At 72.9% G+C, this 19,557-nt stretch carries 20 protein-coding genes; 8 read left to right on the top strand and 12 right to left on the bottom strand.

Annotated features, from left to right (window positions below):
• Positions 1-580: 580 nt before the first annotated feature.
• Entirely contained in the window at positions 581-898 is a 318-nt protein-coding gene (locus tag ACWDAS_RS39145) for a hypothetical protein (protein WP_450400480.1), read from the bottom strand.
• A 311-nt stretch (positions 899-1,209) separates the two neighbouring features.
• On the opposite strand from ACWDAS_RS39145, the gene ACWDAS_RS39150 reads away from it, so the two are divergent.
• Both ACWDAS_RS39150 and ACWDAS_RS39155 read left to right on the top strand, forming a co-directional pair.
• Complete coding sequence (locus tag ACWDAS_RS39150) at positions 1,210-1,860, top strand: DsbA family oxidoreductase (protein WP_450400482.1); 651 nt, start codon at positions 1,210-1,212, stop codon at positions 1,858-1,860.
• A gap of 541 nt (positions 1,861-2,401) precedes the next feature.
• A complete protein-coding gene (locus ACWDAS_RS39155) occupies positions 2,402-3,133 on the top strand; it encodes an SDR family NAD(P)-dependent oxidoreductase (RefSeq protein ID WP_450400484.1) in 732 nt (243 codons plus the stop codon).
• Between the two features lie 135 nt (positions 3,134-3,268).
• Here the strand turns inward: ACWDAS_RS39155 and ACWDAS_RS39160 are convergent, their stop codons facing one another.
• The 5 genes from ACWDAS_RS39160 to ACWDAS_RS39180 form a co-directional block, all read right to left on the bottom strand.
• Entirely contained in the window at positions 3,269-3,916 is a 648-nt protein-coding gene (locus ACWDAS_RS39160) for a mycothiol-dependent nitroreductase Rv2466c family protein (RefSeq protein ID WP_450400486.1), read from the bottom strand.
• Positions 3,917-4,174: 258 nt separating this feature from the next.
• Positions 4,175-4,888, bottom strand: a complete 714-nt coding sequence (locus ACWDAS_RS39165; RefSeq protein ID WP_450400488.1) for an SDR family NAD(P)-dependent oxidoreductase — start codon at positions 4,886-4,888, stop codon at positions 4,175-4,177.
• Positions 4,889-5,035: 147 nt separating this feature from the next.
• Positions 5,036-6,217, bottom strand: a complete 1,182-nt coding sequence (locus ACWDAS_RS39170; protein ID WP_450400535.1) for a YbfB/YjiJ family MFS transporter — start codon at positions 6,215-6,217, stop codon at positions 5,036-5,038.
• Positions 6,218-6,422: 205 nt separating this feature from the next.
• Complete coding sequence (locus ACWDAS_RS39175; protein WP_450400490.1) at positions 6,423-6,725, bottom strand: muconolactone Delta-isomerase family protein; 303 nt, start codon at positions 6,723-6,725, stop codon at positions 6,423-6,425.
• Positions 6,726-6,916: 191 nt separating this feature from the next.
• Positions 6,917-7,297, bottom strand: a complete 381-nt coding sequence (locus ACWDAS_RS39180; protein ID WP_450400492.1) for a nuclear transport factor 2 family protein — start codon at positions 7,295-7,297, stop codon at positions 6,917-6,919.
• Positions 7,298-7,435: 138 nt separating this feature from the next.
• On the opposite strand from ACWDAS_RS39180, the gene ACWDAS_RS39185 reads away from it, so the two are divergent.
• Positions 7,436-8,056: a TetR/AcrR family transcriptional regulator gene (locus ACWDAS_RS39185; RefSeq protein ID WP_450400494.1), complete on the top strand. Its 621-nt coding sequence runs from the start codon at positions 7,436-7,438 to the stop codon at positions 8,054-8,056.
• Between the two features lie 113 nt (positions 8,057-8,169).
• Positions 8,170-9,201 carry a nitronate monooxygenase gene (locus tag ACWDAS_RS39190; protein WP_450400495.1) on the top strand — a complete coding sequence of 344 codons (1,032 nt, stop codon included), beginning with the start codon at positions 8,170-8,172 and terminating at the stop codon, positions 9,199-9,201.
• Positions 9,202-9,246: 45 nt separating this feature from the next.
• On the opposite strand, the gene ACWDAS_RS39195 is transcribed toward ACWDAS_RS39190, so the two are convergent.
• On the bottom strand, positions 9,247-9,867 hold the full coding sequence (locus ACWDAS_RS39195) for an HAD-IA family hydrolase (RefSeq protein WP_450400497.1): 621 nt from the start codon (positions 9,865-9,867) through the stop codon (positions 9,247-9,249).
• A gap of 313 nt (positions 9,868-10,180) precedes the next feature.
• On the opposite strand from ACWDAS_RS39195, the gene ACWDAS_RS39200 reads away from it, so the two are divergent.
• Entirely contained in the window at positions 10,181-11,236 is a 1,056-nt protein-coding gene (locus ACWDAS_RS39200) for an alpha/beta fold hydrolase (RefSeq protein ID WP_450400499.1), read from the top strand.
• Between the two features lie 24 nt (positions 11,237-11,260).
• Here ACWDAS_RS39200 and ACWDAS_RS39205 read toward each other — a convergent pair whose 3' ends face one another.
• The 3 genes from ACWDAS_RS39205 to ACWDAS_RS39215 form a co-directional block, all read right to left on the bottom strand.
• Complete coding sequence (locus tag ACWDAS_RS39205) at positions 11,261-13,552, bottom strand: ATP-binding SpoIIE family protein phosphatase (RefSeq protein ID WP_450400501.1); 2,292 nt, start codon at positions 13,550-13,552, stop codon at positions 11,261-11,263.
• An 87-nt stretch (positions 13,553-13,639) separates the two neighbouring features.
• Entirely contained in the window at positions 13,640-15,325 is a 1,686-nt protein-coding gene (locus ACWDAS_RS39210) for a cytochrome c biogenesis protein CcdA (protein ID WP_450400503.1), read from the bottom strand.
• Between the two features lie 124 nt (positions 15,326-15,449).
• Positions 15,450-15,875 carry an Ohr family peroxiredoxin gene (locus ACWDAS_RS39215; RefSeq protein WP_450400504.1) on the bottom strand — a complete coding sequence of 142 codons (426 nt, stop codon included), beginning with the start codon at positions 15,873-15,875 and terminating at the stop codon, positions 15,450-15,452.
• A gap of 354 nt (positions 15,876-16,229) precedes the next feature.
• On the opposite strand from ACWDAS_RS39215, the gene ACWDAS_RS39220 reads away from it, so the two are divergent.
• Both ACWDAS_RS39220 and ACWDAS_RS39225 read left to right on the top strand, forming a co-directional pair.
• Positions 16,230-17,246 carry an alcohol dehydrogenase gene (locus ACWDAS_RS39220; RefSeq protein ID WP_450400506.1) on the top strand — a complete coding sequence of 339 codons (1,017 nt, stop codon included), beginning with the start codon at positions 16,230-16,232 and terminating at the stop codon, positions 17,244-17,246.
• Between the two features lie 86 nt (positions 17,247-17,332).
• Positions 17,333-17,923: a TetR family transcriptional regulator C-terminal domain-containing protein gene (locus ACWDAS_RS39225; RefSeq protein WP_450400508.1), complete on the top strand. Its 591-nt coding sequence runs from the start codon at positions 17,333-17,335 to the stop codon at positions 17,921-17,923.
• A gap of 135 nt (positions 17,924-18,058) precedes the next feature.
• Here ACWDAS_RS39225 and tsaA read toward each other — a convergent pair whose 3' ends face one another.
• Together tsaA and ACWDAS_RS39235 are read right to left on the bottom strand one after the other, a co-directional pair.
• On the bottom strand, positions 18,059-18,499 hold the full coding sequence (tsaA, locus tag ACWDAS_RS39230) for a tRNA (N6-threonylcarbamoyladenosine(37)-N6)-methyltransferase TrmO (RefSeq protein WP_450400509.1): 441 nt from the start codon (positions 18,497-18,499) through the stop codon (positions 18,059-18,061).
• On the bottom strand, positions 18,468-18,815 hold the full coding sequence (locus ACWDAS_RS39235; RefSeq protein ID WP_450400511.1) for a VOC family protein: 348 nt from the start codon (positions 18,813-18,815) through the stop codon (positions 18,468-18,470). The genes tsaA and ACWDAS_RS39235 overlap by 32 nt, the downstream gene beginning before the upstream one ends.
• A gap of 209 nt (positions 18,816-19,024) precedes the next feature.
• Here ACWDAS_RS39235 and ACWDAS_RS39240 point away from each other — a divergent pair, with 209 nt between their 5' ends.
• Entirely contained in the window at positions 19,025-19,525 is a 501-nt protein-coding gene (locus ACWDAS_RS39240; protein ID WP_450400513.1) for a hypothetical protein, read from the top strand.
• Positions 19,526-19,557: the final 32 nt, after the last annotated feature.

Raw genomic sequence — 19,557 nt, forward strand, 5'->3', positions numbered from 1 at the left:
CTCGATCTGTCCCGGATGCCGCACACACATATGCGTCAGCGTCCAGAACGCCCACCCTCCCCCCGGCCACCGGCGCGGGCGGAACCCCGCCCGCCCCCCGGCCCCCCCCACCCCAACGCCCCCCCCCCCCCACACCCCCCCGCCCCCCCCCCCAACGGCCCCCGAACGGCCGCCCGCGACCCGCGACCCGGGCTCACCCGCGGGCAACCGCGCCGTCGGGGGCTCCTCGGCGCCGCGTGGGCCCCTCACCATGGGGACCCGCGCGGCGCCGCTCTCGTTCCGGCGGGAACGCGCCCCGGAGAGGAGTGGAGGACACCACCGGCACCGAGAGCCCGCCACTCGTCGACGAAGCCCGGATCGAGGCCTGTCTCCACCGCATCGGTGCCGCGCGTCCGACCCGTCCGGACGCGGCCCATCTGCGCGGTCTGCAGCTGCGCCACGTGCGGACGGTGCCGTTCGAGAACATCGGCATCCATCTGGGGGAGCCGATCACACCGGAACCGGGCCTTGGTCGACAAGATCGCCAAGACGCGGCGCGGCGGGTTCGGCTTCGCGTCGAACGGCGCCTTCGCCGCGCTGCTCACGACCTCGGGGCCACCGGGTTCCGCTGCTCGCGGCCCGCGCCTTCGTCGGCGACGGGTTCGGGCCGCCGTTCGACCACCCGGCACTGCGCGTCGGCACCCCGGAGCCCTTGGCTGGCGGACGTGGGCTCGGGCGGCAGATCGAGTTCCCGCTCCGCCTGGACGACCGCGGCGGCCAGAGCGGCCCCGGCGGCGTCTTCCGCATCACGGCGACCCCCGAGGGCGACCTCGAGAAGCACCGGGACGGCGAGCCGCAGTACCGCCTCGAATCCCGCCCGCAGGCGCTCGCGGACTTCGAACCGGCCTGCTGGTGGCATTCGAGCTCCCGAAGTCCCACTCCACCCGGTCCACGGTCTGCCCACCTCCCCGAGGGCGCCGTGGCCGCCGTCCACCGCGAGCACTCCGGCATGACCCTGGAGCGCGTCCCGGTCCCGGGCACCCCGCGGCCGCAGGCGGGTCCACCTCCCCGGACGGCGGGTGCGATCGACCGCACTTGTCAGCATTCGGCCGGTCGACTAACTTAATAGTCGACCGGCCGTCTAGTTGGCGGAACCGGCTCCGCCCCCCCGGTGCGGCCCCCGCCCCGGTGAGGCCCGTAACGAACCCACGAGACATGGAGATGCGGCACATGCGCGTCGAGATCTGGACCGACATCGCCTGCCCCTGGTGCTACGTCGCCAAAGCGCGATTCGAGCGAGCACTCGCCGGCTTCGAGCACCGCGACGACGTCGAGGTGGTGCACCGGTCGTTCGAGCTCAACCCGGACGCCGAGAACGGCACGACCCCGATCATCGACGCCGTGGCGGCGCAGTACGGACGCACCCGCGAACAGCAGGTCGCGCGGGAGGAGTACGCCGCGACCGAGGCGCGCGCCGAGGGGCTCGGCTTCAAGGTCGGCGGACGCGTCTTCGGCAACACCTTCGACCTCCACCGCCTACTGCACTTCGCCAAGGCTCGCGGCGTCCAGGCCGAACTGCAGGATCTGGCCTTCCGGGTCAACTTCGCGGACGAGCGGTCGATCTACGACACGGAGACCCTGGTCGGCCTGGCCGTCGAAGTCGGACTGGACGAGGCGGAGGCACGCGAGGTGCTGGCCGACGCCACCGCCTACGCGCAGGACGTGCGGTCCGACGAGCGCACGGCCGCCGAACTGGGCGCCGGCGGCGTGCCGTTCTTCGTACTGGACCGGAAGTACGGCGTGACCGGCCTGCAGTCCGCCGAGACGTTCACCCGGGCGCTGCAGCAGGCGTGGGAGAACCAGCCCGCGGGCCGGTCCTGACCGACAGGGCCGCCGGGGGGCGCGGCCGCGTGCGGCGGCAGCCGGGATGTGGGCCGGGCCGGTAGCGGGCCCCGGCTCCGTCCCGCCTTCCCCTCCTGTGCCCCGGAGTCGCGCAGCGCCCGTTCACGGAGGAAAGCGTCCCCGGAAGCCCCAGCGACCGGGGCGGACACACGGAACACCGGCCTCGGGGAGTTCCCGCGCTCACGCCGCGCGAAGATCTCCCCCAGCCGGCCCGACACGCGGACCGACCGCCTACCGGGCGCCCCGGCTCCGCCTCGAGGAGATCGCCGGCCCGCCTGGACCGGCCTCGACTCCGCCATCGCCCTGGAACGCCGCCGCGACAACGCGTCCAGGGCCGTCCTCCACGCCCTCACCCGTGCGCTCCGCATCGACGTCGACGCCCTCCCCCGGCGGCGGGGCGCGGTCCGCATCGCCTTCCGCCGCGAAGCCGCCCACGTCCACCGCCCCGATCATCTGACTTGCAAACTTAAAGCCAGGTGCTGACCTGTGCCCCGCAGCAGCCCGCAGCAAAGGAGGCACGATGCACATCGAGGGGTCGGTAGCCCTGGTCACCGGTGCCGATCGCGGCATCGGCCGCGCATTCGCCTGCGCACACATCAACCATGGCGCGTCCAAGGTCTACGCGGGTGTCCGCGATCCGGAGAGCCTTGTGGACCAGAGCCTGGTCGACGAGAGCCTCGTTCCGCTGCGTCTGGACGTCACCGAGCCCGACCAGGTGGCCGCGGCGGCCGCCGCGGCCACCGCGGCCACCGCGGCCGGCGACGTCGACATAGTGATCAACAACGCGGGCGTCGGCGGCGCGAGCACCAGGCTCATGGAAGGCGCCTTCGACGGCGCGCGCCAGGCGATGGCGGTCAACTACTTCGGCACCTGGGCCGTCTCCCGCGCCTTCGCCCCGATCCTGGCCCGCAACGGCGGCGGGGCACTGGTCAACATGCTCTCGCTCGCCTCCTGGGTCGGCCAGCCGCTGTTCCCCGGTTACGCGGCCTCGAAGGCGGCGCAGTGGTCGCTGACCGATGCCCTCCGGCAGGCCCTGCACGCACAGGGCACGCTGGCGGTGAGGGTCCACGCCGGCTTTGTGGACACCGAACTCAGCACCTGGACGGACGCGCCGAAGATCAGCGCCGCGACGGTGGCCGAACTGACCATGGACGCCCTGGCCCACGACCGGCTCGAAGTCCTCGCCGACGAGGAGACCAGGCGCGCCAAGTCCGCCCTGTCCCGGCCGCCGAGCGCAACACCCGGCCTCTGACGCTCCCGCGGGGGCGTCAGAGGCCGGGCACAACAGGACGGCGAGCCCCCCGGTCCACCGGACGGCTCGTCACGATCCGCTGATCGGCGCGCTCGCGACGCAAGGGTGGATCCTGCCGTGCGACCCGCCGCGCCGTCAGTCGAAGTTGGGAGGAACGGTGCGGCTGCGCTTGATCTCGTAGAAGCCCGGCATGGAGGCGAGGACGAGGGCGGCGTCCCAGAGCCGTGCGGCCTCCACCCCCTTGGGGGCGGGCGTGACGACCGGGCCGAAGAAGGCGACCTTGGCGTCGGCGTCGGGCCCGGGGCCCGGCACCGCGATCACCGGACTGCCGACGTCCTCGCCGACCAGGGCGATGCCCGTGAGGTGCGAGGCTCGCACGAGGTCGTCGAAGGCGTCCGTCTCGCCGGCCTCGGCGAGCTTCACCGGCAACCCGGCGTCCCGCAGCGCCGCTTCGACGGTCGGCCGGGTCTTGGGCTCCTGCCGCAGGTGGAAGCGGGTGCCCAGCGCGGTGTAGAGGGGCCCCAGCACGTCGGGGCCGTGGGCCTGTGCGGCCGCGGTCAGCACACGTACCGGCGCCCACGCCTGCCCCATCAGGACGCGGATGCGCTCGGGCAGTTCGTCGAGACGGCCCTCGTTGAGGACGGCCAGGCTCATCACATGCCAGTTGATGTCGACCGGCCGGACCTTCTCGACCTCCAGCATCCAGCGGGAGGTCAGCCAGGTCCACGGGCACACGGGGTCGAACCAGAAGTCGACGGGCGTACGGGGGCGGGAAGCGTTCACGGAAGGATCCAGACGAGGTCGCGGAGCCCGCGGGGCGGGCCGGAAACGGTTCGGCGGTCGGTGCGGAAAGCGCGGGGGAAGGTCGGTGGCGCCGTCGGTGCCGGCGGGTCGTCGGCGTCCGGGACCCGCGGCAGGGCCTGGGCAACCGGGCCGGGTCACCGGCCCGGTTGCCTCTCTCGGCGTGCCCGTCCGCGGCGGGGGGTCCCAACAGGACTGCGGGACGGCACCCCCGCCGCGGATCGTGCGGACTGTGCCGGCTCAGCGGCCGGCGGACTGTCCTCCGTCGGCGGGCAGGATCACACCGGTCACGAACGGGGCGTTCTCCAGGTAGACCACCGCGTCGACGATGTCGTCGATCTCGCCCATCCGCCCCACCGGGTGCAGCCCGGCCAGCATCTCGTGGTACTCCTCCGGGTGCATCGGCGTCTTGATCGTGCCCAGCGCCACCGCGTTCGCCCGGATCCCCCGCGACGCGTACTCGGTCGCCAGCGACTTCGTCGCCGACTGCAGACCACCCTTGGTCAGCGACGCCAGCACCGACGGCACCTTCGCGTCCGGCTGGTCAGCCAGGCTGGTGGTGATCTGCACGACATGGCCCCCGCCCTGCTCCAGCATCCGCTCCACCGCCAGCTGCGTGATCCGGAAGAAGCCGTTCACGTTCACCCCCAGCACCGCCGCGTAGTCCGCCTCGGTGTACTCGGTGAACGGCTTCCCCACGAAGATCCCCGCGTTGTTCACCAGCGTGTCGATCCGCCCGAACCGCTCCAGACCCGCCGCGATCACCCGCTCCGCGGTGTCCCACTCGGCGATGTCCCCCTGCACCGTCACCACCTCCGGGTCCGCCGACGGCGCGATCCCCCGCGACGTGGCGACCACGCCGTAACCCAGCTTCCGGTACGCCGCGACCAGCCCCGCGCCGATGCCCTGCGAAGCACCCGTGATGACCGCGACCTTCTGACCCTGATTGCTCATGGTGTTCCTTCTCCAAGGGGAGGGGTGTTCCTGGTATCCGGCACTAGACGACCGGTCGCCTACGACCGTAGACGACCGGTCGAGAACTGTCAAAGGCTCACAACATGGACAGGCGTCACGAGCACCCGGCCGCGCGTCCCGGGCGGCTCAGCGCGTCCCGGCCCCCGCCCCGTCAACTGGCACGTCGACCGGCGCGAAAATCCGCCCGGAAGCGGATCCCGCCCGCCCCGGAGCACTCATGCGGTGCGGGAAACCGACCCGGAGCACGACAGCCGCGGCGGCCGCGGCCAGCACGACGGTCGCCGCCAGGACCAGCGCCTGGTGGTAGCCGTGATGGAGCAAGGGCGCGGCCGCCGACGGGCCGAGGATCTGGCCCACCGAGTACCCGGCGGTGAGCAGGGCGACCGACCGGGGGAACTGCAGATGCGCCCCGGCCGCGAGCGAGAGCGTACTGACGCCGATGAAGGTGGCTCCGAAGAGGAACGCCGAGACGAGCGCCGCCGCCGCTCCGCCGATCAGGGCGGGCAGGGCGATGCCCACTGCCTGCACGATCAGCGCGGCCAGCAGGACGTCGGGGCGGGACCAGCGCCGCCCCAGGCCCGCCCACAACGCGGCCGAGGGGACGGCGGCCAGGCCGACCAGGACCCAGGCTCCGCTGCCGAGCCACCCGGGCGAGCCCTGGTCGATCGCGGCGACCAGGAAGGTGCCGGCGATGATGTAACCGATGCCCTCCAGCGTGTAGGACGCGAACAGGGCGGCGAACCAGCGGTGCGTGCGCGGCCCTGTCGCCCGCCGCGCCCCGGCGGCAGGGGCGGCGGGCGGCCGCGGCGCGGGCTCCGGCCGCATGGTCCACGCGGGCACCGACAGCACCGCGGCCAGAGCGGCGGACGTCCACCACGCGGCCCGCCAGTCGGCGAAGTCGCGCAGCACGAGAACGAGCAGGCCGGAGAGGGCGATCCCGGCGCCGACCCCGCCGAAACCCCAGCCGGGCAGGTGGGCGGGATGCTCGCGCAGGTGGGCGAGGAGTGAGCTGACGGCGACGACGAAGACCAGAGCGCTGGCCGCGCCGGCGACCAGCCGGAGCACCAGCCAGACCGTCGTCGCGTGCGTCAGCGGCATCAGGGCGAGGCTCGCGACGAGCACCAGCAGGGAGCCGCGCAGAACGGCCGGGGAGCGCGTCAGCCGCGGAAGGAAGGTCCCCGCGAGGGCACCGGCGAGATAACCGACGTAGTTGGCGGTGGCCAGGTGCGCACCGGCCCCGGGCGTCAGGCCCGCCTGAGCGTTCATCAGAGGCAGGATCGGGGTGTAGACGAAGCGGCCCACGCCCATGGCCGCCGCCAGCGCCGCCGCGGCCCTGACCACGTGCGCCCAGGGCGAGCCGAGTGCGCCGCCCGTTGTGGCGGCACCGCGCTGGATTGGTTCGGTCATGACATCTTCCTCGTCGGACGGATCCCCGGGACGGACATGGCGCGGCTCCCCGTCGCGCCCGATGCAGGGCGGCGGGGAGCCGTGTGCGACGGTGGAGTGTGCGCGGTCAGGCGGTGTCGCCCGTCCTGCCCGGGTCATTGGGATGCGACTGGACAGCCGTGACCACCGCGGCCATCCACGGCCACAGGGGCAGCGTGCCCAGCACCTTCTCGTACAGTTCGGCCTCGTCGGCGGCGCGCCACAGGCCGATGCTGCGCAGTTCGCCCACGGGGCGCCACAGCCTGACCAGGTGGCCGCCCGCGGCCAGTTCGCCGGCCCGGACGGCCTCAGCCGCGCGGCGCCGGTCGACCTCGGCCGGATCGGTGCCCTCGGGAACGGTGGTGGTGAGCTCGACCAGGAACTCCTTCACGGTCCTGCCTCTCTTCGACGGTGCGGGGTACTTCGACGGGCGGGCGGCCGGACCGGCGGCATTCCGCCGGTTCTCCACGCCTCCCACCATGCGCGCGCCCCGGGGGCGGCGCCACGACCGGCTTCCTCCTTACTGGAAGGCGGAACCTCTCAACGCGTCCGCACCCGTGGGTGCTTGGGAGCGGTGGCGCCTCAGTGGTCGGTGATGATCCGGGACACGTGGTAGGCCCGGATACGCCAGTCGGTTCCCTCGCGCTGCAGGACCAGCGAGAGGTGCACGGGGGCCTCCCAGCCCGACGGGTCCCGGAAGACGACGTCGGCGAAGCCGCCGGCCACCTCCTCCCCGATCCGGTAGCCGTGGACGTTCCCCACATGGGCCCTGCGGTACTCCGGGACGGCCTCGTAGTAGCCGCGCACCGCGTCCCGGCCCGACATGACCTCGGGCCCGAATCCCTGGAAGAGGGCGTCCGGCGTGAACAGCTCTGCCATGTCGTCCGCCCGGTGGCCGTCGAAGGCGGCCTTCCAGCGCGCCAGCATGTCGCGCATCGGGTCGTTCGTCGTGTCAGCACTCATGGTGTCAGCTCTCCTCTGTGCACAACGGTAGGAAAGGAGACGCCTGTCCGCGCGCGGACGAGGCGTGGATAAAAGGAAACCAGGACTACTAGTCGACCGGTCTAGTAAACATAGTCGAGCGGTCGTATAGTGGCAACCATGGGACGGACCAGTGATGCCCGGGAGAAGATCCTCAGCGCTGCGCACTCGCTCATCGACCTGCGCGGATACTCGGCGCTGGGTGTGGCCGAGATCTGCAGGGCGGCCGGGGTGCCCAAGGGCAGCTTCTACTACTTCTTCGAATCCAAGGAGGCCCTCGCGCTGGCCGTGATCGACGAGCAGTGGGAGGCCCAGCGCCGTGCGTGGAGCGGAGTGCTCGACGGCGGCGCGGAGCCCCTGCAAAGGCTGCGGAAGCTGTTCGAGGAGACGGAGGCCCACCAGCAGGCGGGACAGCAGACCTGCGGGACCGTCTCCGGCTGCATGTTCGGGAATCTCACCCTGGAGATGAGCAACCGGGCCGAGGTCGTGCGCAAGCGCCTGCAGGAGATCTTCGAGGCCCAGGTCGGCATGGTCGACTCGGTCATCACCGAGGCCCTTGAGCGCGGCGAGGTCACCGTCGCCGACACGCACGCGGCCGCGGCGTCCGTCGTCGCCCAGCTCGAGGGGCAGGTCCTGTTCGCCAAGCTCTACAACAGCACGTCCCAGCTCAGCGCGCTCTGGAAGAACTGCCTGGCGTTGCTGGGCGCCCGCTCGCCGTGGACGGATCCCGCGGCCGCCTGACCCGGCGGGCCGCGGCGGCTCCGCGGCCTGTCCCGGGCCCGGCCGATGAGGCATCGCCGGTTCAGGGCCCCGTGAAGGAGCAGCGCCACCCCCACAGGAGGAACACTCACATCATGGTCTCGCCACTGGTCGCCCTCGGGATGGACATCCCGCTCCTCGCCGCGCCGATGGCCGGCGGCCCCACGACGCCTGCCCTGGTCACAGCGGCGGCCCGGGCGGGCAGCCTCGGCTTCCTCGCCGGTGGCTACCGCACCACCGAAGCGCTGGCCGAGCAGATCGCGCAGGTCCGCTCCGAAGGGGTGGGTTTCGGCGTCAACCTCTTCGCGCCCAATCCGGTCCCGGTCGATCCGCGGGTCTTCCGCCGCTACGCCCGCGCCGTCGCGCCCGAGGCCCGCGCCTACGGCATCGACCTCCTGGCGGCGGGGATCGTCGAGGACGACGACCACTGGCGGGACAAGGTCGAGCTGCTGCTGTCCGACCCGGTGCCGGTCGTCGGGTTCACCTTCGGCATCCCCGAGCCATCCGTGATCGCCGCGCTGCGCGCCGCAGGGACCGTGGTCGTCCAGACGGTCACCTCGGCCGCGGAGGCGCGCCTGGCGGCCGAGGCCGGAGCGGACGTACTGGCCGTGCAGGCCTCGGCCGCGGGAGGGCACTCCGGAACGCTCACCCCGCAGCACGTCCCGGCCCCCCTGCCTCTGACCGATCTGCTGGGCGAGGTGCGGCAGGCGGTGTCCCTGCCGCTGGTCGCCGCGGGCGGCGTGGCCACCCCGGCGGCCGCGGCCGGGGCGCTGCACGCCGGAGCCGAGGCGGTCATGGTCGGCACCGTCCTGCTCCGCGCCGAGGAGGCCGGCACCTCCCGGCCGCACAGGGCCGCGCTTGCCGACCCGGCACGGCGTGAGACCGTCGTGACCCGGGCGTTCACCGGGCGCCCGGCGAGGGCGCTGCGCAACGACTTCACCGACCGCCACACCGAAGGCGCCCCGGCCGGCTATCCCGCCCTGCACCACCTGACCAGCCCGATGCGCAAGGCCGCGGCGGCCGCCGGCGATCCCGAGCGGATCAATCTGTGGGCCGGCACCGGGTACCGGCACGCGACCGACGAGCCGGCCGGGCAGATCCTGCGGCGTCTGGCGTCCGGGCTCTGACGGGCAGCGCCCGGCCGGCGCGAGCGGCGCCGGCCGGGCCCGCCCTCAGACCAGGGGAACCCCGAGCAGGCTCTCCAACTGCGCGATGGTCTCATTGGGTTCCCTGGCGTGGACGCCCGCCAGCCCCAGCCGCTCCGCCGGCGCGAGGTACTGCTCCGTGTCGTCCACGAACACGCAGGCCTCGGCGGGCAGCCCGAGCCGGTCCAGCGCGAGCCGGAAGATGGCCGGATCGGGCTTGCGCATCCCGTGGTGCTCGGAGATGACGACGGCGTCGTACAGCCGGTCCAGGTCGTAACCGTCGTACAGGTTCCACGGGTCGAGACCCACGGAGTTGGACAGGATCGCCACCCGTACACCGGCCCGCCGGGCGGCGGCCGCGGCGTCGATCACGGCCGTCTCGGGACGCAGATCAGCGAAGATCCGCCCCATGAGATTGTCCGGGGCCACGCCGAGGCTCGCGGCTGCCGCGGTGTTCCACTCCGTCTGCGTGATCGCGCCGCGCTCGAGGTCGTGGGTGCGGCGGGTGCCGTCCTCGTCCAGGTACAGCGCGGTGATGCACGCGCCCTCGGCCAGACCCTCACGCCGCTCGAAGGCGAGCACGGCGGGCAGCAGAGGCGTGGTCAGGACACCGCCGAAGTCGAGGATCAGGCCGGTGCGGTGGGACATGACGGAACTCCAGCGGTAGCAACGAGAGTGTGGGGCCGACGAGATGCGGGCGGCCCGGCCGCGTGGCGGGCCGTCCGTCGGCGATTCTGCCGCACGGCGCCCGCGGGCCGGTCCGGATGCCCGCCGGGCGAACACGTGCGGGGCGACGGCCCGCACGTCATCATGCCATCCCGCCCCGTGCCGGACCGCCCCGGAGGGGCCGGACCGTCCTGGCGCACGTCACATCCATTCATGCGTCACCCCCTTGACCGGTGACGGTCGATCGTGCGAGGGTTGCCGAACAGCGAACCCCTGGACGAGAAGGCAGGTTGAGATGATGGACAGGCGGACCTTCGGCAAGGTTTTCGGCGCCGGCGCGGCCGCGGCCTCGCTGGCCGGGCTCTCCGGCGTCGCGTCGCCATCGGCCGCCGCGGCCACGCCGGAGCAGCCGAAGCCCGGGGCCCGGCCCACCGTCACACCGGGGACGAACACCTCCTTCGGCCCGCTGAAACAGATCAACGCCGGTGTCCTGAACATCGGTTACGCCGAGGTGGGCCCCGCCGACGGCCCCGTGGTGATACTCCTGCACGGCTGGCCGTACGACATCCACAGCTTCGTCGACGTCGCCCCGATGCTGGCGGCGGAGGGCTACCGGGTGATCGTCCCGCATCTGCGCGGCCACGGCACGACGCGCTTCCTCTCCGCCAGGACGTTCCGCAACGCCCAGCAGTCGGTGGTCGCGCTCGACGTCATCGCGCTGATGAACGCACTGCGGATCGAGAAGGCGATCCTCGCGGGCTACGACTGGGGATCGCGGACCGCGGACATCATCGCGGCGATATGGCCGGAGCGCTGCAAGGCCCTGGTCTCCGTCACCGGCTACCTGATCACCAACCGCGAGAGCAACAGGATGCCGCTGCCGCCGAAGGCGGAGTGGGCGTGGTGGTACCAGTACTACTTCGCCACGGAGCGGGGCCGGCTCGGCCTGGAGGAGAACCGGCACGACCTCGCGAGGCTGATCTGGCAGTTCAACTCCCCGACATGGGAGTTCGACGACGCCACGTTCAACCGCACCGCGGCGGCCTTCGACAATCCGGACTACGTCGACATCGTGCTCCACAACTACCGGTGGCGGCTGAGCCTGGCCAAGGGCGACCCGCGGTACGACCGCCTCGAGAGGCGGCTCGCCGCCGGTCCGGCCATCGCGGTGCCGGCCATCACCCTCGACGGCGAGGTGGATCCCTTCACCCCGGCCGGGGACGGGGCGCTCTACCGGGGCAAGTTCACGGGCAAGTACGCGCACCGGACGCTCAAGGGCATCGGCCACAACGTGCCCCAGGAGGCACCGGAGGCCTTCGCCGCGGCCGTCGTCGACGTCGACGGTTTCTGACCGGCGCAAGCCCCTCCGGCCGGCTCAGGGCCCCGCGGCGGGCTCGATCCCTCCGGCCGCTTCGATACCCGGGATCGGCACGTCCAACCAGACGGTCTTGCCACGGCCGTTGGGCGAGCTGTCCCAGGCGCTGGCCAGGGCCTCCACGATGAAGAGGCCGCGGCCGTGCTCGGCCCGTGCGCTGCCCTCCTCCGTGAGGGACACGGGCGAGGGGACCGGCGGGTTGCTGTCGGAGTCCCGCACCTCCAGCCGTACGCGGTCGGCGAACCCCCGCAGACGCACGTCGACGTCGCTGCCCGCGTGGATGAGCGCGTTGGTCACGATCTCGGAGACGATCAGCTGCAGGTCGTCCGAGATCTCCGCCAGCCCCCAGGAGCGCAGCCGGTCGTCCACGAACCCGCGCGCCGTCCCCACCCCCCGCAGGTCGCGGCGCTGGATGTGCAGGTGCGCCGTCCGCGGTACGTTCCCGCCCTCGCACCCCTCCCAGCGGGCCAGGAGCAGCACCGCGTCGTCACGGCGCTGGAGAGGATCGCGCGCATCGTCGATGAGACGGTCGGCGAGTTGCTCCAGATCTGCCCCGGCCCCGGCCCCGCCGCCGCTGCCGAGCAGCTCCGCCGCCGCGGCCTCCGGGTCGCTCGCGCACCGGTCGAGCAGGCCGTTGGAGTACAGCATCAGCAGCGCCCCGGGCTCGAGGGTGTGCTCACGGGCGCGGTAAGGCCAGGGCTGGGCGACGCCCATCGGCACGTTGGCGGGGGCCTCCAGGATGCCGACGCCGCCGTCGGACCCGCGCACCAGCGGCGCCGGGTGACCGGCGAGCGCCACCTCGGCCATCCCGTCTGCCGTGTCCAGGGCGACGACACAGCAGGTCACGAGGAGTTCCGCGCGGAGTTCGGCGAGCAGCCGGCTCGTCCGGTCGACGACCACCGCGGGAGGGTGGCCCTCGGTCGCGTAGGCGACCACCGCGCTGCGCACCTGCCCCATGACTGCGGCGCTCTCGATGGCGTGGCCCTCCACGTCGCCGACGACGAGCACCACCCGGTCGCGCGGCAGCGCGATCACGTCGTACCAGTCGCCTCCCACGCCGGAGGTCGCGGTGGCGGGGCGGTACCGCGCCGTGCTGGTGAGCCGGGGCAGTTCGGAGAGCGTGGGCGGGAGGAGCCGCCTCTGGAGGCATTCGGCGAGCGCACGCTGCCCCCGGCTCAGCTCGACACGCTCCACCGCGGCCCCCAGCAGCCCCGCCATCATCGTGAGGACGACCCGCTCCTCGGGCGGGAACTCGCGGGTTCCGGTGAAGGACAGGCAGCAGACGCCGACGGCCTCCTTGCGCCGCTCACGGTGGATACCGATCACGTTCCCGCCCGTGATGAGCGGCAGGTACACGTCGGTTCCCGATCCGTCACCGGTGCCGTCCGGCCCGGCTGCGTGCGACCCGTTCCCGGGGATGAAGCGGGGGCGACCACGAACGGCGGCGTCCGCCGCGGGCGTCCGTTCGTACAGCTCGCTGCCGTGGAGGGTGCGCACGATCCCGGAGCTGGTCCCGCTGTGGCCCAGGACCCACAGTCTGCCCTCACCCGCGGACGCCAGGACCAGCGCGTCGGCGCGGAACGGCGCCATGAGGCAGAAGCGGGCCGCCCTGACCACCTGGTCCATGGTCGTGGCCTGATTGAGCAGGTCGGCGAGCTGCCGGAGCGGGTACATCAGGCTCACGCCCGCGGAGCCGGGGACACCGGGCACACCCCAGTCCGGTGTGCTCGCGGCCGCGGCCGCGCCGACCGCGTGGACGAGCACGGGCATGTGCCCGGCCTCGATCGCGGCACCGCCCTCCGCGAGTCCGGCGAGGGCCGCGGCCAGCCCGGTGCCGATCTCCTCCAGCCGCAGGCAGTCCGCCGGCTCGCAGGGGCCCCGGGTCTCCAGCCGGAGTACGGTCAGGGCGCCGAAGCGGTGCGTCGCCGTCGCGACGGGAACAGCGACGGCGACGTACGGATAGGGCGGGGCGTCGCGATCGTTCCTGGAGCGCGGGTCCGGGTCGAGGACGACCGCCGCTCCCCCGGCGGCCAGGGCGCGCGCGGCGGCAGAGGGATCGTCCAGTGCCATCCGCGCGGGCACCGTGAACAGGGACGGCGCGGTGCCGACCAGCATGGCGGCACGGAGCTCGGTGCGGTCCTCGTTGAGGAGGTGGACGACCGCCGTCACGGCGTCGAGCCCGTACAGGGCCTCGCGCAACGCGCAGTGCAGGATCGCCGCCAGATCAGCGCCCAGGATCGGCACGGATTCGCATTGGCGGCGGTCTTCTCCGACTGCGTCGCTGCTCTTCACAGAACGGCTCCCTCTACGGGGAGTATAGGTTCGTCGGGAGCGGACGGCAGGCCCGCGGCCGCCGCCGCGAGGCGGCGGCCGCCAGGCTCAGCCGAAGGTGAACGAGTAGGCGCTGAGCCCCGGGGAGAGCTTCAGGGTCAGGAGGCCCCGGCGGGACGAACTCCCGCTCACCACACGGTGGATGCCGGGCGCGCCGGAGACGGTGTAGGTGGTGGTCCGGCCGTCCAGGGTCGCGGTGACGGTCCCGGTGCCGCCGACGTCGAGGTAGACGTCGCGGGCGAGGAAGTCCAGCTTGATGCCGGCGTCGCGTCCGCTGGTGAGCGCCTCCTGGCCGGCTTTCCAGGTCCCGGTCAGCGCGGCCTCGCCGGATCCGAGAGTCGCCGGATAGGCGTAGGTGCCGGTGCCCGCGGCCTGGGGCCCGTTGGCGAGGGCGGTGGTGCGCCCCCCGCCCAGGGGGATCTCCGGGGTCTGGCCCGGGTCGGTCGGGGTGTCGTCGGGCACGTCGGTGGGTGCCGGCAGGTGGATGCCGGGGTGCGCGGCGGTCAGCAGTTCCCGGATCAGCGATTCGGTGGTGGTGTAGTCGCCCTCGCCGACGACCACGTGCCGCACCCGGCCCCGGGCGTCGATGAGGTAATGGGCGGGCCACGCCGTGTTGTCGAAGTTGCCCCAGGTCGCGTACGAGTTGTCCAGCGCGATCGGGTAGTGGATGTGGAGCCGTTCGGCGCCGGCCCTGACGTTTCCGGGGACGTGCTCGAAGGCGTACTCGGGGGTGTGCACGCCGATGACCTCGAGGCCGGCGGACCGGTAGTTCTCGTACCAGGCGTTGAGGTGCTCGATGGAGCGCTGGCAGTTGATGCAGGAGTAGGCCCAGAAGTCGACGAGGACGACCTTGCCGGCCCGCGAGTCCTTGGCCGGCGGTGCGTCGCCGGGCGTGTTCAGCCACTGCTGGATTCCGGAGATGGCGGGTGCCGTGCCGCAGTCGAGCAGGACGGACGCGGGCTGTTCCGCGCAGTGCTGCAGCGACTGGTTCCGCTCCGGGCCGAGCGCGTCGGTGAGCCCCGGACCGGCGATCGCCTCGTTGATGCGGGAGGTGTAGTCGGGAACGGCGCGCTGCACGATGTCGGTGAGGTTGAACGTGAGGCCGAAGGCCAGGACGACGAAGGTCAGGCCCGCGACGAACCGCACACCGCGCTGCCGCTCGCGGAACGCGCGCACACGCTCGCCGACCCTCCGTCCGGCCAGGGCGAAGAAGAGCAACGGCACCGCCGTGCCGACCGCGAAGGCGACGGCGAGCACGACCGTCTCCACCCCGATGCGATGGGTGGCGCCGGCGACGGTGATCGCGGCGAGAACGGGACCGGCGCACGGCACGTAGACCGCGCCGAGCGCGAGGCCCAGGAAGAACCCACCGCGCCCGCTGTCGACCTGCCGCTGCCCGATGCGCGAGAAGGGGCGCTCCAGCAGGTGCTGGACCGCCGGGAACATCATGGCCACGCCGAGCAGGAGCAGAACCGCCAGGCCGGCCCACCGGACGATGTCCTTGGGCACCGGCAGGGCGCCGAGCACCAGGGTGCCGAACAGGGTGATCAGACTGAAGCTGACGACGAGCCCGGCCATCACGGCGTACGGACGGCTCCTGCGCGCCGGTTGCGTATCCGGCCGGGAAGCCGGGACCCCGCCCGAGAGGAAGATCAGGGGCAGGACGGGGAGCACGCACGGGGAGACGGCGGTGACGAACCCGCCGACCAGTCCGATGAACAGCAGCGCGAGCAAGAAGACCTCCGGACGGGATCGTCCTGACGACCCCGGTTCACTGCGCGGCCGGGGCCCGGGGCCCCGGCACGGTGCGGACGGATGAGGTGTGGCCGCCGCGGTGCGTACGGCGGCGGCAGCGGCCTCAGGCGACGGTGGCGTATATGGTGACCGGGATGTCGAGCGCCTTGGAGTACGGGCAGATCTTGTGGGCGGCCACGCCGAGCTCCTCCGCGATCCGCTGCTCCACCCCGCCGACCTCGAGGTTGAGGACGGCGCTCAGGCTGTAGTCGCCCGACTCGTGCTTGTGGTGCAGGGTGACCTCGGCGACGACCGCCAGGTCCTCGAGGGTCACCTTCCGCTGCGCGGCCGAGATCTTCACCGCCCCCAGGAAGCACGACGCCCATCCGGCGGCGAGGAGCTGCTCGGGATTGGTCGCCCCGCCGTTGCCGCCGAACTCCTTCGGGATGGCGAGGGTGAGGTCGAGGAGACCGTCACTGGACTGGGCGCGGCCGCCGTTGCGGCCCTCGCCGGTCGCGGCGACAACAGCGGTGTAGTTGGTCTCGGTCATGGCCGTGCCCTCCTGTTCGCCGGGGTGAGCCGCTCCATGCGTCACCTGCTTGAGTGGTGACCACTCTGGCAGTGTCCAAGTCACCCGTCAAGAAGGTGATACATCGCGTGAGGGTCGCCACACCGCGGGACGGCGGGGCCCTCGACCCCACCCACAGGCGTCGATCCGGCGGACGCCCACGTCGCGGCGACGGTTGACACTTTTAAGACGACCGCCCATATTGGTCTCTCGGCGCGGACCCGTCCGCCGCTGCGACGCAGCGCGGAGCGGGACGTGTGGCGCGCCGCCGCCTTCTCCGCGGCGGCGGCGCCCCGCACCGCCACCACCCCACCCCGACATCCGCCGAGGAGCACCATGTCCACCTACCGCGCATTCGAAGTCACCGGTGCCCGGAACTTCGAGCTGGTCACCCGAGAGGTCCCCGAGCCGCCCCCCGGCCATGTGCGGCTGAGGGTCGAGAGCTGCGGGGTCTGCCACTCCGACGTGCTCGCCGTGGAGGGCCTGCGGGCCGATCCGTCGCGACCGGTCGTCCCCGGCCACGAGGTCGTCGGCGTCATCGACGCCGTCGGCGAGGGCGTCGGCGCCTGGCGCATCGGGGACCGCGTGGGCGTGGGCTTCCTGAACGGCCACTGCGGTGAGTGCACCCCCTGCCGCCGCGGGGACTTCGTCAACTGCCTGAACCAGCCGCAGACCGGAACGACCACGGACGGCGGATACGCGGAGGTGCTCATCGCCCGCAGCAGCGGCCTGGTCCGGGTGCCGGACGGCATGTCCCCCGTCGAGGTCGCGCCGCTGCTCTGCGCCGGCCTGACCACCTTCACCGCGCTCCGCCGGCTGGACGCCCGCCCCGGCGCCCTCGTCGCGGTCCAGGGCATCGGCGGCCTCGGGCACCTCGGCCTGCAGTACGCCGCCCGGCTCGGATACCGCGTCGCGGCCATCGCCCGCGGCCGGGAGAAGGAGAAGCTCGCCGTCGAACTGGGAGCGAGCCACTACATCGACAGTTCGGCGGAGGACCCCGCCGCCGCGCTGCAGAAGCTGGGCGGCGCCGACGCCGTCATCGCCACCGCGGCCAGCGGCGCCTCGATGACGCCGCTGGTCCCGGGCCTCGCCCCGCGCGGGAAGCTGGTGGTGGTGGGCGTCGCTCCGGACCCCGTCTCGGTCACCACGGCGGACCTCGTCCTCGGCAGCCGTACCGTCACCGGCAGCCTGACCGGCCACTCGATCGAGAACGAGGACAACCTCGAGTTCAGCAACCGCTTCGGCATCCGCCCGATGGTGGAGACGATGTCCCTGGAGCAGGCGCCCGAGGCCTACGAGCGGATGATGTCCGGCGAGGCCCGATTCCGGGTCGTGCTGGACATGACCGCCTGAGGCCGGGCGGCCCGGCCGGGGGCCGTTCCGAGACCGTTTGACAGCGTCGAAGACGACTGACCATATTGGCGCGAGGAGGTGGCTCCATGGCCAGGCGAAGCATGCGCGAGGAGATCGTCGACGCGGCGGTCGAGCAGTTCCACGCGAAGGGGTACAACGCGGCGGGCGTCAAGGACATCACCGATGCCGCCGGCGCGCCGAAGGGGTCGTTCTACAACCACTTCGACAGCAAGGAGTCCCTCGCCCTCGTCGCCCTGGAGCGCTACGGCGCGAGCCGCCGGTTGCAGGATCTGGCGCCCTCCGGCGTCGCACCGCTCGTGCGGCTGCGCGCGCACTTCGCGTTCCTGCGCGACGACGTCGTGGACGCGGACTTCACCCGGGGTTGCCTGTTCGGCAACTTCGGAGCCGAGGTCGCCGACCACAGCGAGACGATCCGTACCGGGGTCCGCGAGTCGCTGGACCACTGGGCCTCGGTGATCTCCGGCGTGCTCGCCGAGGCGAAGCAGACCGGTGCGGTGCGGGCGGACCTCGACACGGAGCGGACGGCACGGTTCGTCCTCAACGCCTGGGAGGGCACGCTGATCGCCGCGCGCTCCAGCCGGTCGGGCGAGGCCTTCGACGACTTCTTCGACAACGTCTTCGGCACCCTGCTCGCGCCGCCGGCGCGCGAGGGCTGACCGCCCATCAGCAGAGGCCTGCGCTCGGTGGAAGGAACCGGGGCCGGACGCCGAGTGCGGGCATCGCGTCGGCACGAGCACGGTAACGAAACAGCGAGGGGTCCCGGTTGCCGCACGGCGACCGGGACCCCTTCGTCATCGCTCGTCCAACCCCCCGAGCACCGGCTTCACATCGACGACGGGCGTGCCGTCGAGTGCCTCGAGGTCACGGACACGGACCCGCAGCCCGTCGACCTCGACGAGCCGCACCCGGTGCAGACCCACCGGGTTCGGCCGGTCCGGCGACCGTGTACGGAACACCCCGGTGAGCGGCCGGTCGGGCGCTCCGCGCGGCCGTACCTCCAGCACGTCCCTGTGCGCCCGGTCCAGCCACGTCAGCACCAGCGCCTCCGTACCGGGCCGCAGGCCCCGCAGCGCCTCCGCCACCCAGGGCTCGAACACCAGCCACGCCTCGGGCGCCCCCTCGTCCCCCTGCTTCGGTGCCTCGTCCCGGCTCCGCAGCGGCGACTCGACCCGTCCGACGGGCCGCAGGACGTACTCCGGCTCAGGCCGGCTGCTGGGCGAGCCCGACGACATGGCCGTCCGTGACCTTCACCATCGCGATCAGCTTGCCCCCGCCGACGTCCCGGGTGTCCTGCAGCACCTCGGCGCCCGCCGCCACCAGCCCGTCCACGGCCGCCTTGACGTCCTCGACGTCCCGGTACGCCACCGGCCCGGTCATCCCCCTGGCGTGCCCGTTGGGATCCAGGCCGATGTCCTGTCCCGCCACCCGGTAGCCCACGTAGTAGGGCTCGTCCACGAAGGGCTCCACGCCGAGCCACTGCGTGAACAGGGCCTTGGCCCTGTCCAGGTCCTGCGTGGGGTAGATGATCGTCGTCACGCCCTTGGTCATCGTGATTCTCCTTGTGCCGTTCCCGCCGCCTTCCGGCCGGTCACCTCACGTTAGGCGGGCCGCGGCGCAGGTGGCTTCTCCATCTCTGATCGATGCCGGGACGGTGTTCCCGTGCGTGATCCCCATGTGAGGGCGGGAGCCGTGTCCTGGCAGAGTGTCCCCCTCGACGCCCTTCCCTGCCGGCGTCGCCTGACAAGGAGGCCGGACGGATGTGCGTGCTCGATGCCGCGGCGAAGGAGGCCATGGTCGCCGGGTTCCTCCGCGACCACCCGGACGCGGCGCGGACGGGCGAGGGGCACCCCGCTCTGCGCGGGTGCGCCGACGTGCCCTGGGCCGATTTCCCCGGCTGCCCCGCCGGGGTTCCCGCCGTCCTCCACGCGCTGCTCGACGAGCGGGCCGGTGCCGAGGCCGCGCGGGTGCTCACCGACGTGCTGATGGACGGCGTATTCCGGTTGGGCGCCGCCATGCCGGCCGCCCTGCCGTTCCTGTTGCGCCTCGCGGCCGACCCGGACGTCAAAGTGCGGTCCGCGCTGCTCGACGTGGTCATGGTGGTGACCGAACTCGCCGAGCCGGTCGACGCCGAGAACGAGCGCGAGGTGCTGCTCCTCGGCTCCGACGCCGACCACCCGGAACGCGCCCGCTGCCGGGCCGTGCTGTCCGCGCACGCCTCCCTGCTGCGCACGCCGGCGGGCGGTGGGGGCCCCTCCTGACGGAGCCCGGGCGCTCGCCGGTGACCGCCGGG

This window comes from Streptomyces sp. NPDC001070, from assembly GCF_053598835.1.

Bases quoted from the DNA above. Each gene is read 5' to 3' on its own strand.
- ACWDAS_RS39145 (WP_450400480.1), bottom strand. From the start codon at position 898: ATGCCACCAGCAGGCCGGTTCGAAGTCCGCGAGCGCCTGCGGGCGGGA.
- ACWDAS_RS39150 (WP_450400482.1), top strand. From the start codon at position 1,210: ATGCGCGTCGAGATCTGGACCGACATCGCCTGCCCCTGGTGCTACGTC.
- ACWDAS_RS39155 (WP_450400484.1), top strand. From the start codon at position 2,402: ATGCACATCGAGGGGTCGGTAGCCCTGGTCACCGGTGCCGATCGCGGC.
- ACWDAS_RS39165 (WP_450400488.1), bottom strand. From the start codon at position 4,888: ATGAGCAATCAGGGTCAGAAGGTCGCGGTCATCACGGGTGCTTCGCAG.
- ACWDAS_RS39170 (WP_450400535.1), bottom strand. From the start codon at position 6,217: ATGGGCGTGGGCCGCTTCGTCTACACCCCGATCCTGCCTCTGATGAAC.
- ACWDAS_RS39180 (WP_450400492.1), bottom strand. From the start codon at position 7,297: ATGAGTGCTGACACGACGAACGACCCGATGCGCGACATGCTGGCGCGC.
- ACWDAS_RS39185 (WP_450400494.1), top strand. From the start codon at position 7,436: ATGGGACGGACCAGTGATGCCCGGGAGAAGATCCTCAGCGCTGCGCAC.
- ACWDAS_RS39190 (WP_450400495.1), top strand. From the start codon at position 8,170: ATGGTCTCGCCACTGGTCGCCCTCGGGATGGACATCCCGCTCCTCGCC.
- ACWDAS_RS39195 (WP_450400497.1), bottom strand. From the start codon at position 9,867: ATGTCCCACCGCACCGGCCTGATCCTCGACTTCGGCGGTGTCCTGACC.
- ACWDAS_RS39200 (WP_450400499.1), top strand. From the start codon at position 10,181: ATGATGGACAGGCGGACCTTCGGCAAGGTTTTCGGCGCCGGCGCGGCC.
- ACWDAS_RS39215 (WP_450400504.1), bottom strand. From the start codon at position 15,875: ATGACCGAGACCAACTACACCGCTGTTGTCGCCGCGACCGGCGAGGGC.
- ACWDAS_RS39220 (WP_450400506.1), top strand. From the start codon at position 16,230: ATGTCCACCTACCGCGCATTCGAAGTCACCGGTGCCCGGAACTTCGAG.
- ACWDAS_RS39225 (WP_450400508.1), top strand. From the start codon at position 17,333: ATGGCCAGGCGAAGCATGCGCGAGGAGATCGTCGACGCGGCGGTCGAG.
- tsaA (WP_450400509.1), bottom strand. From the start codon at position 18,499: ATGTCGTCGGGCTCGCCCAGCAGCCGGCCTGAGCCGGAGTACGTCCTG.
- ACWDAS_RS39235 (WP_450400511.1), bottom strand. From the start codon at position 18,815: ATGACCAAGGGCGTGACGACGATCATCTACCCCACGCAGGACCTGGAC.
- ACWDAS_RS39240 (WP_450400513.1), top strand. From the start codon at position 19,025: ATGTGCGTGCTCGATGCCGCGGCGAAGGAGGCCATGGTCGCCGGGTTC.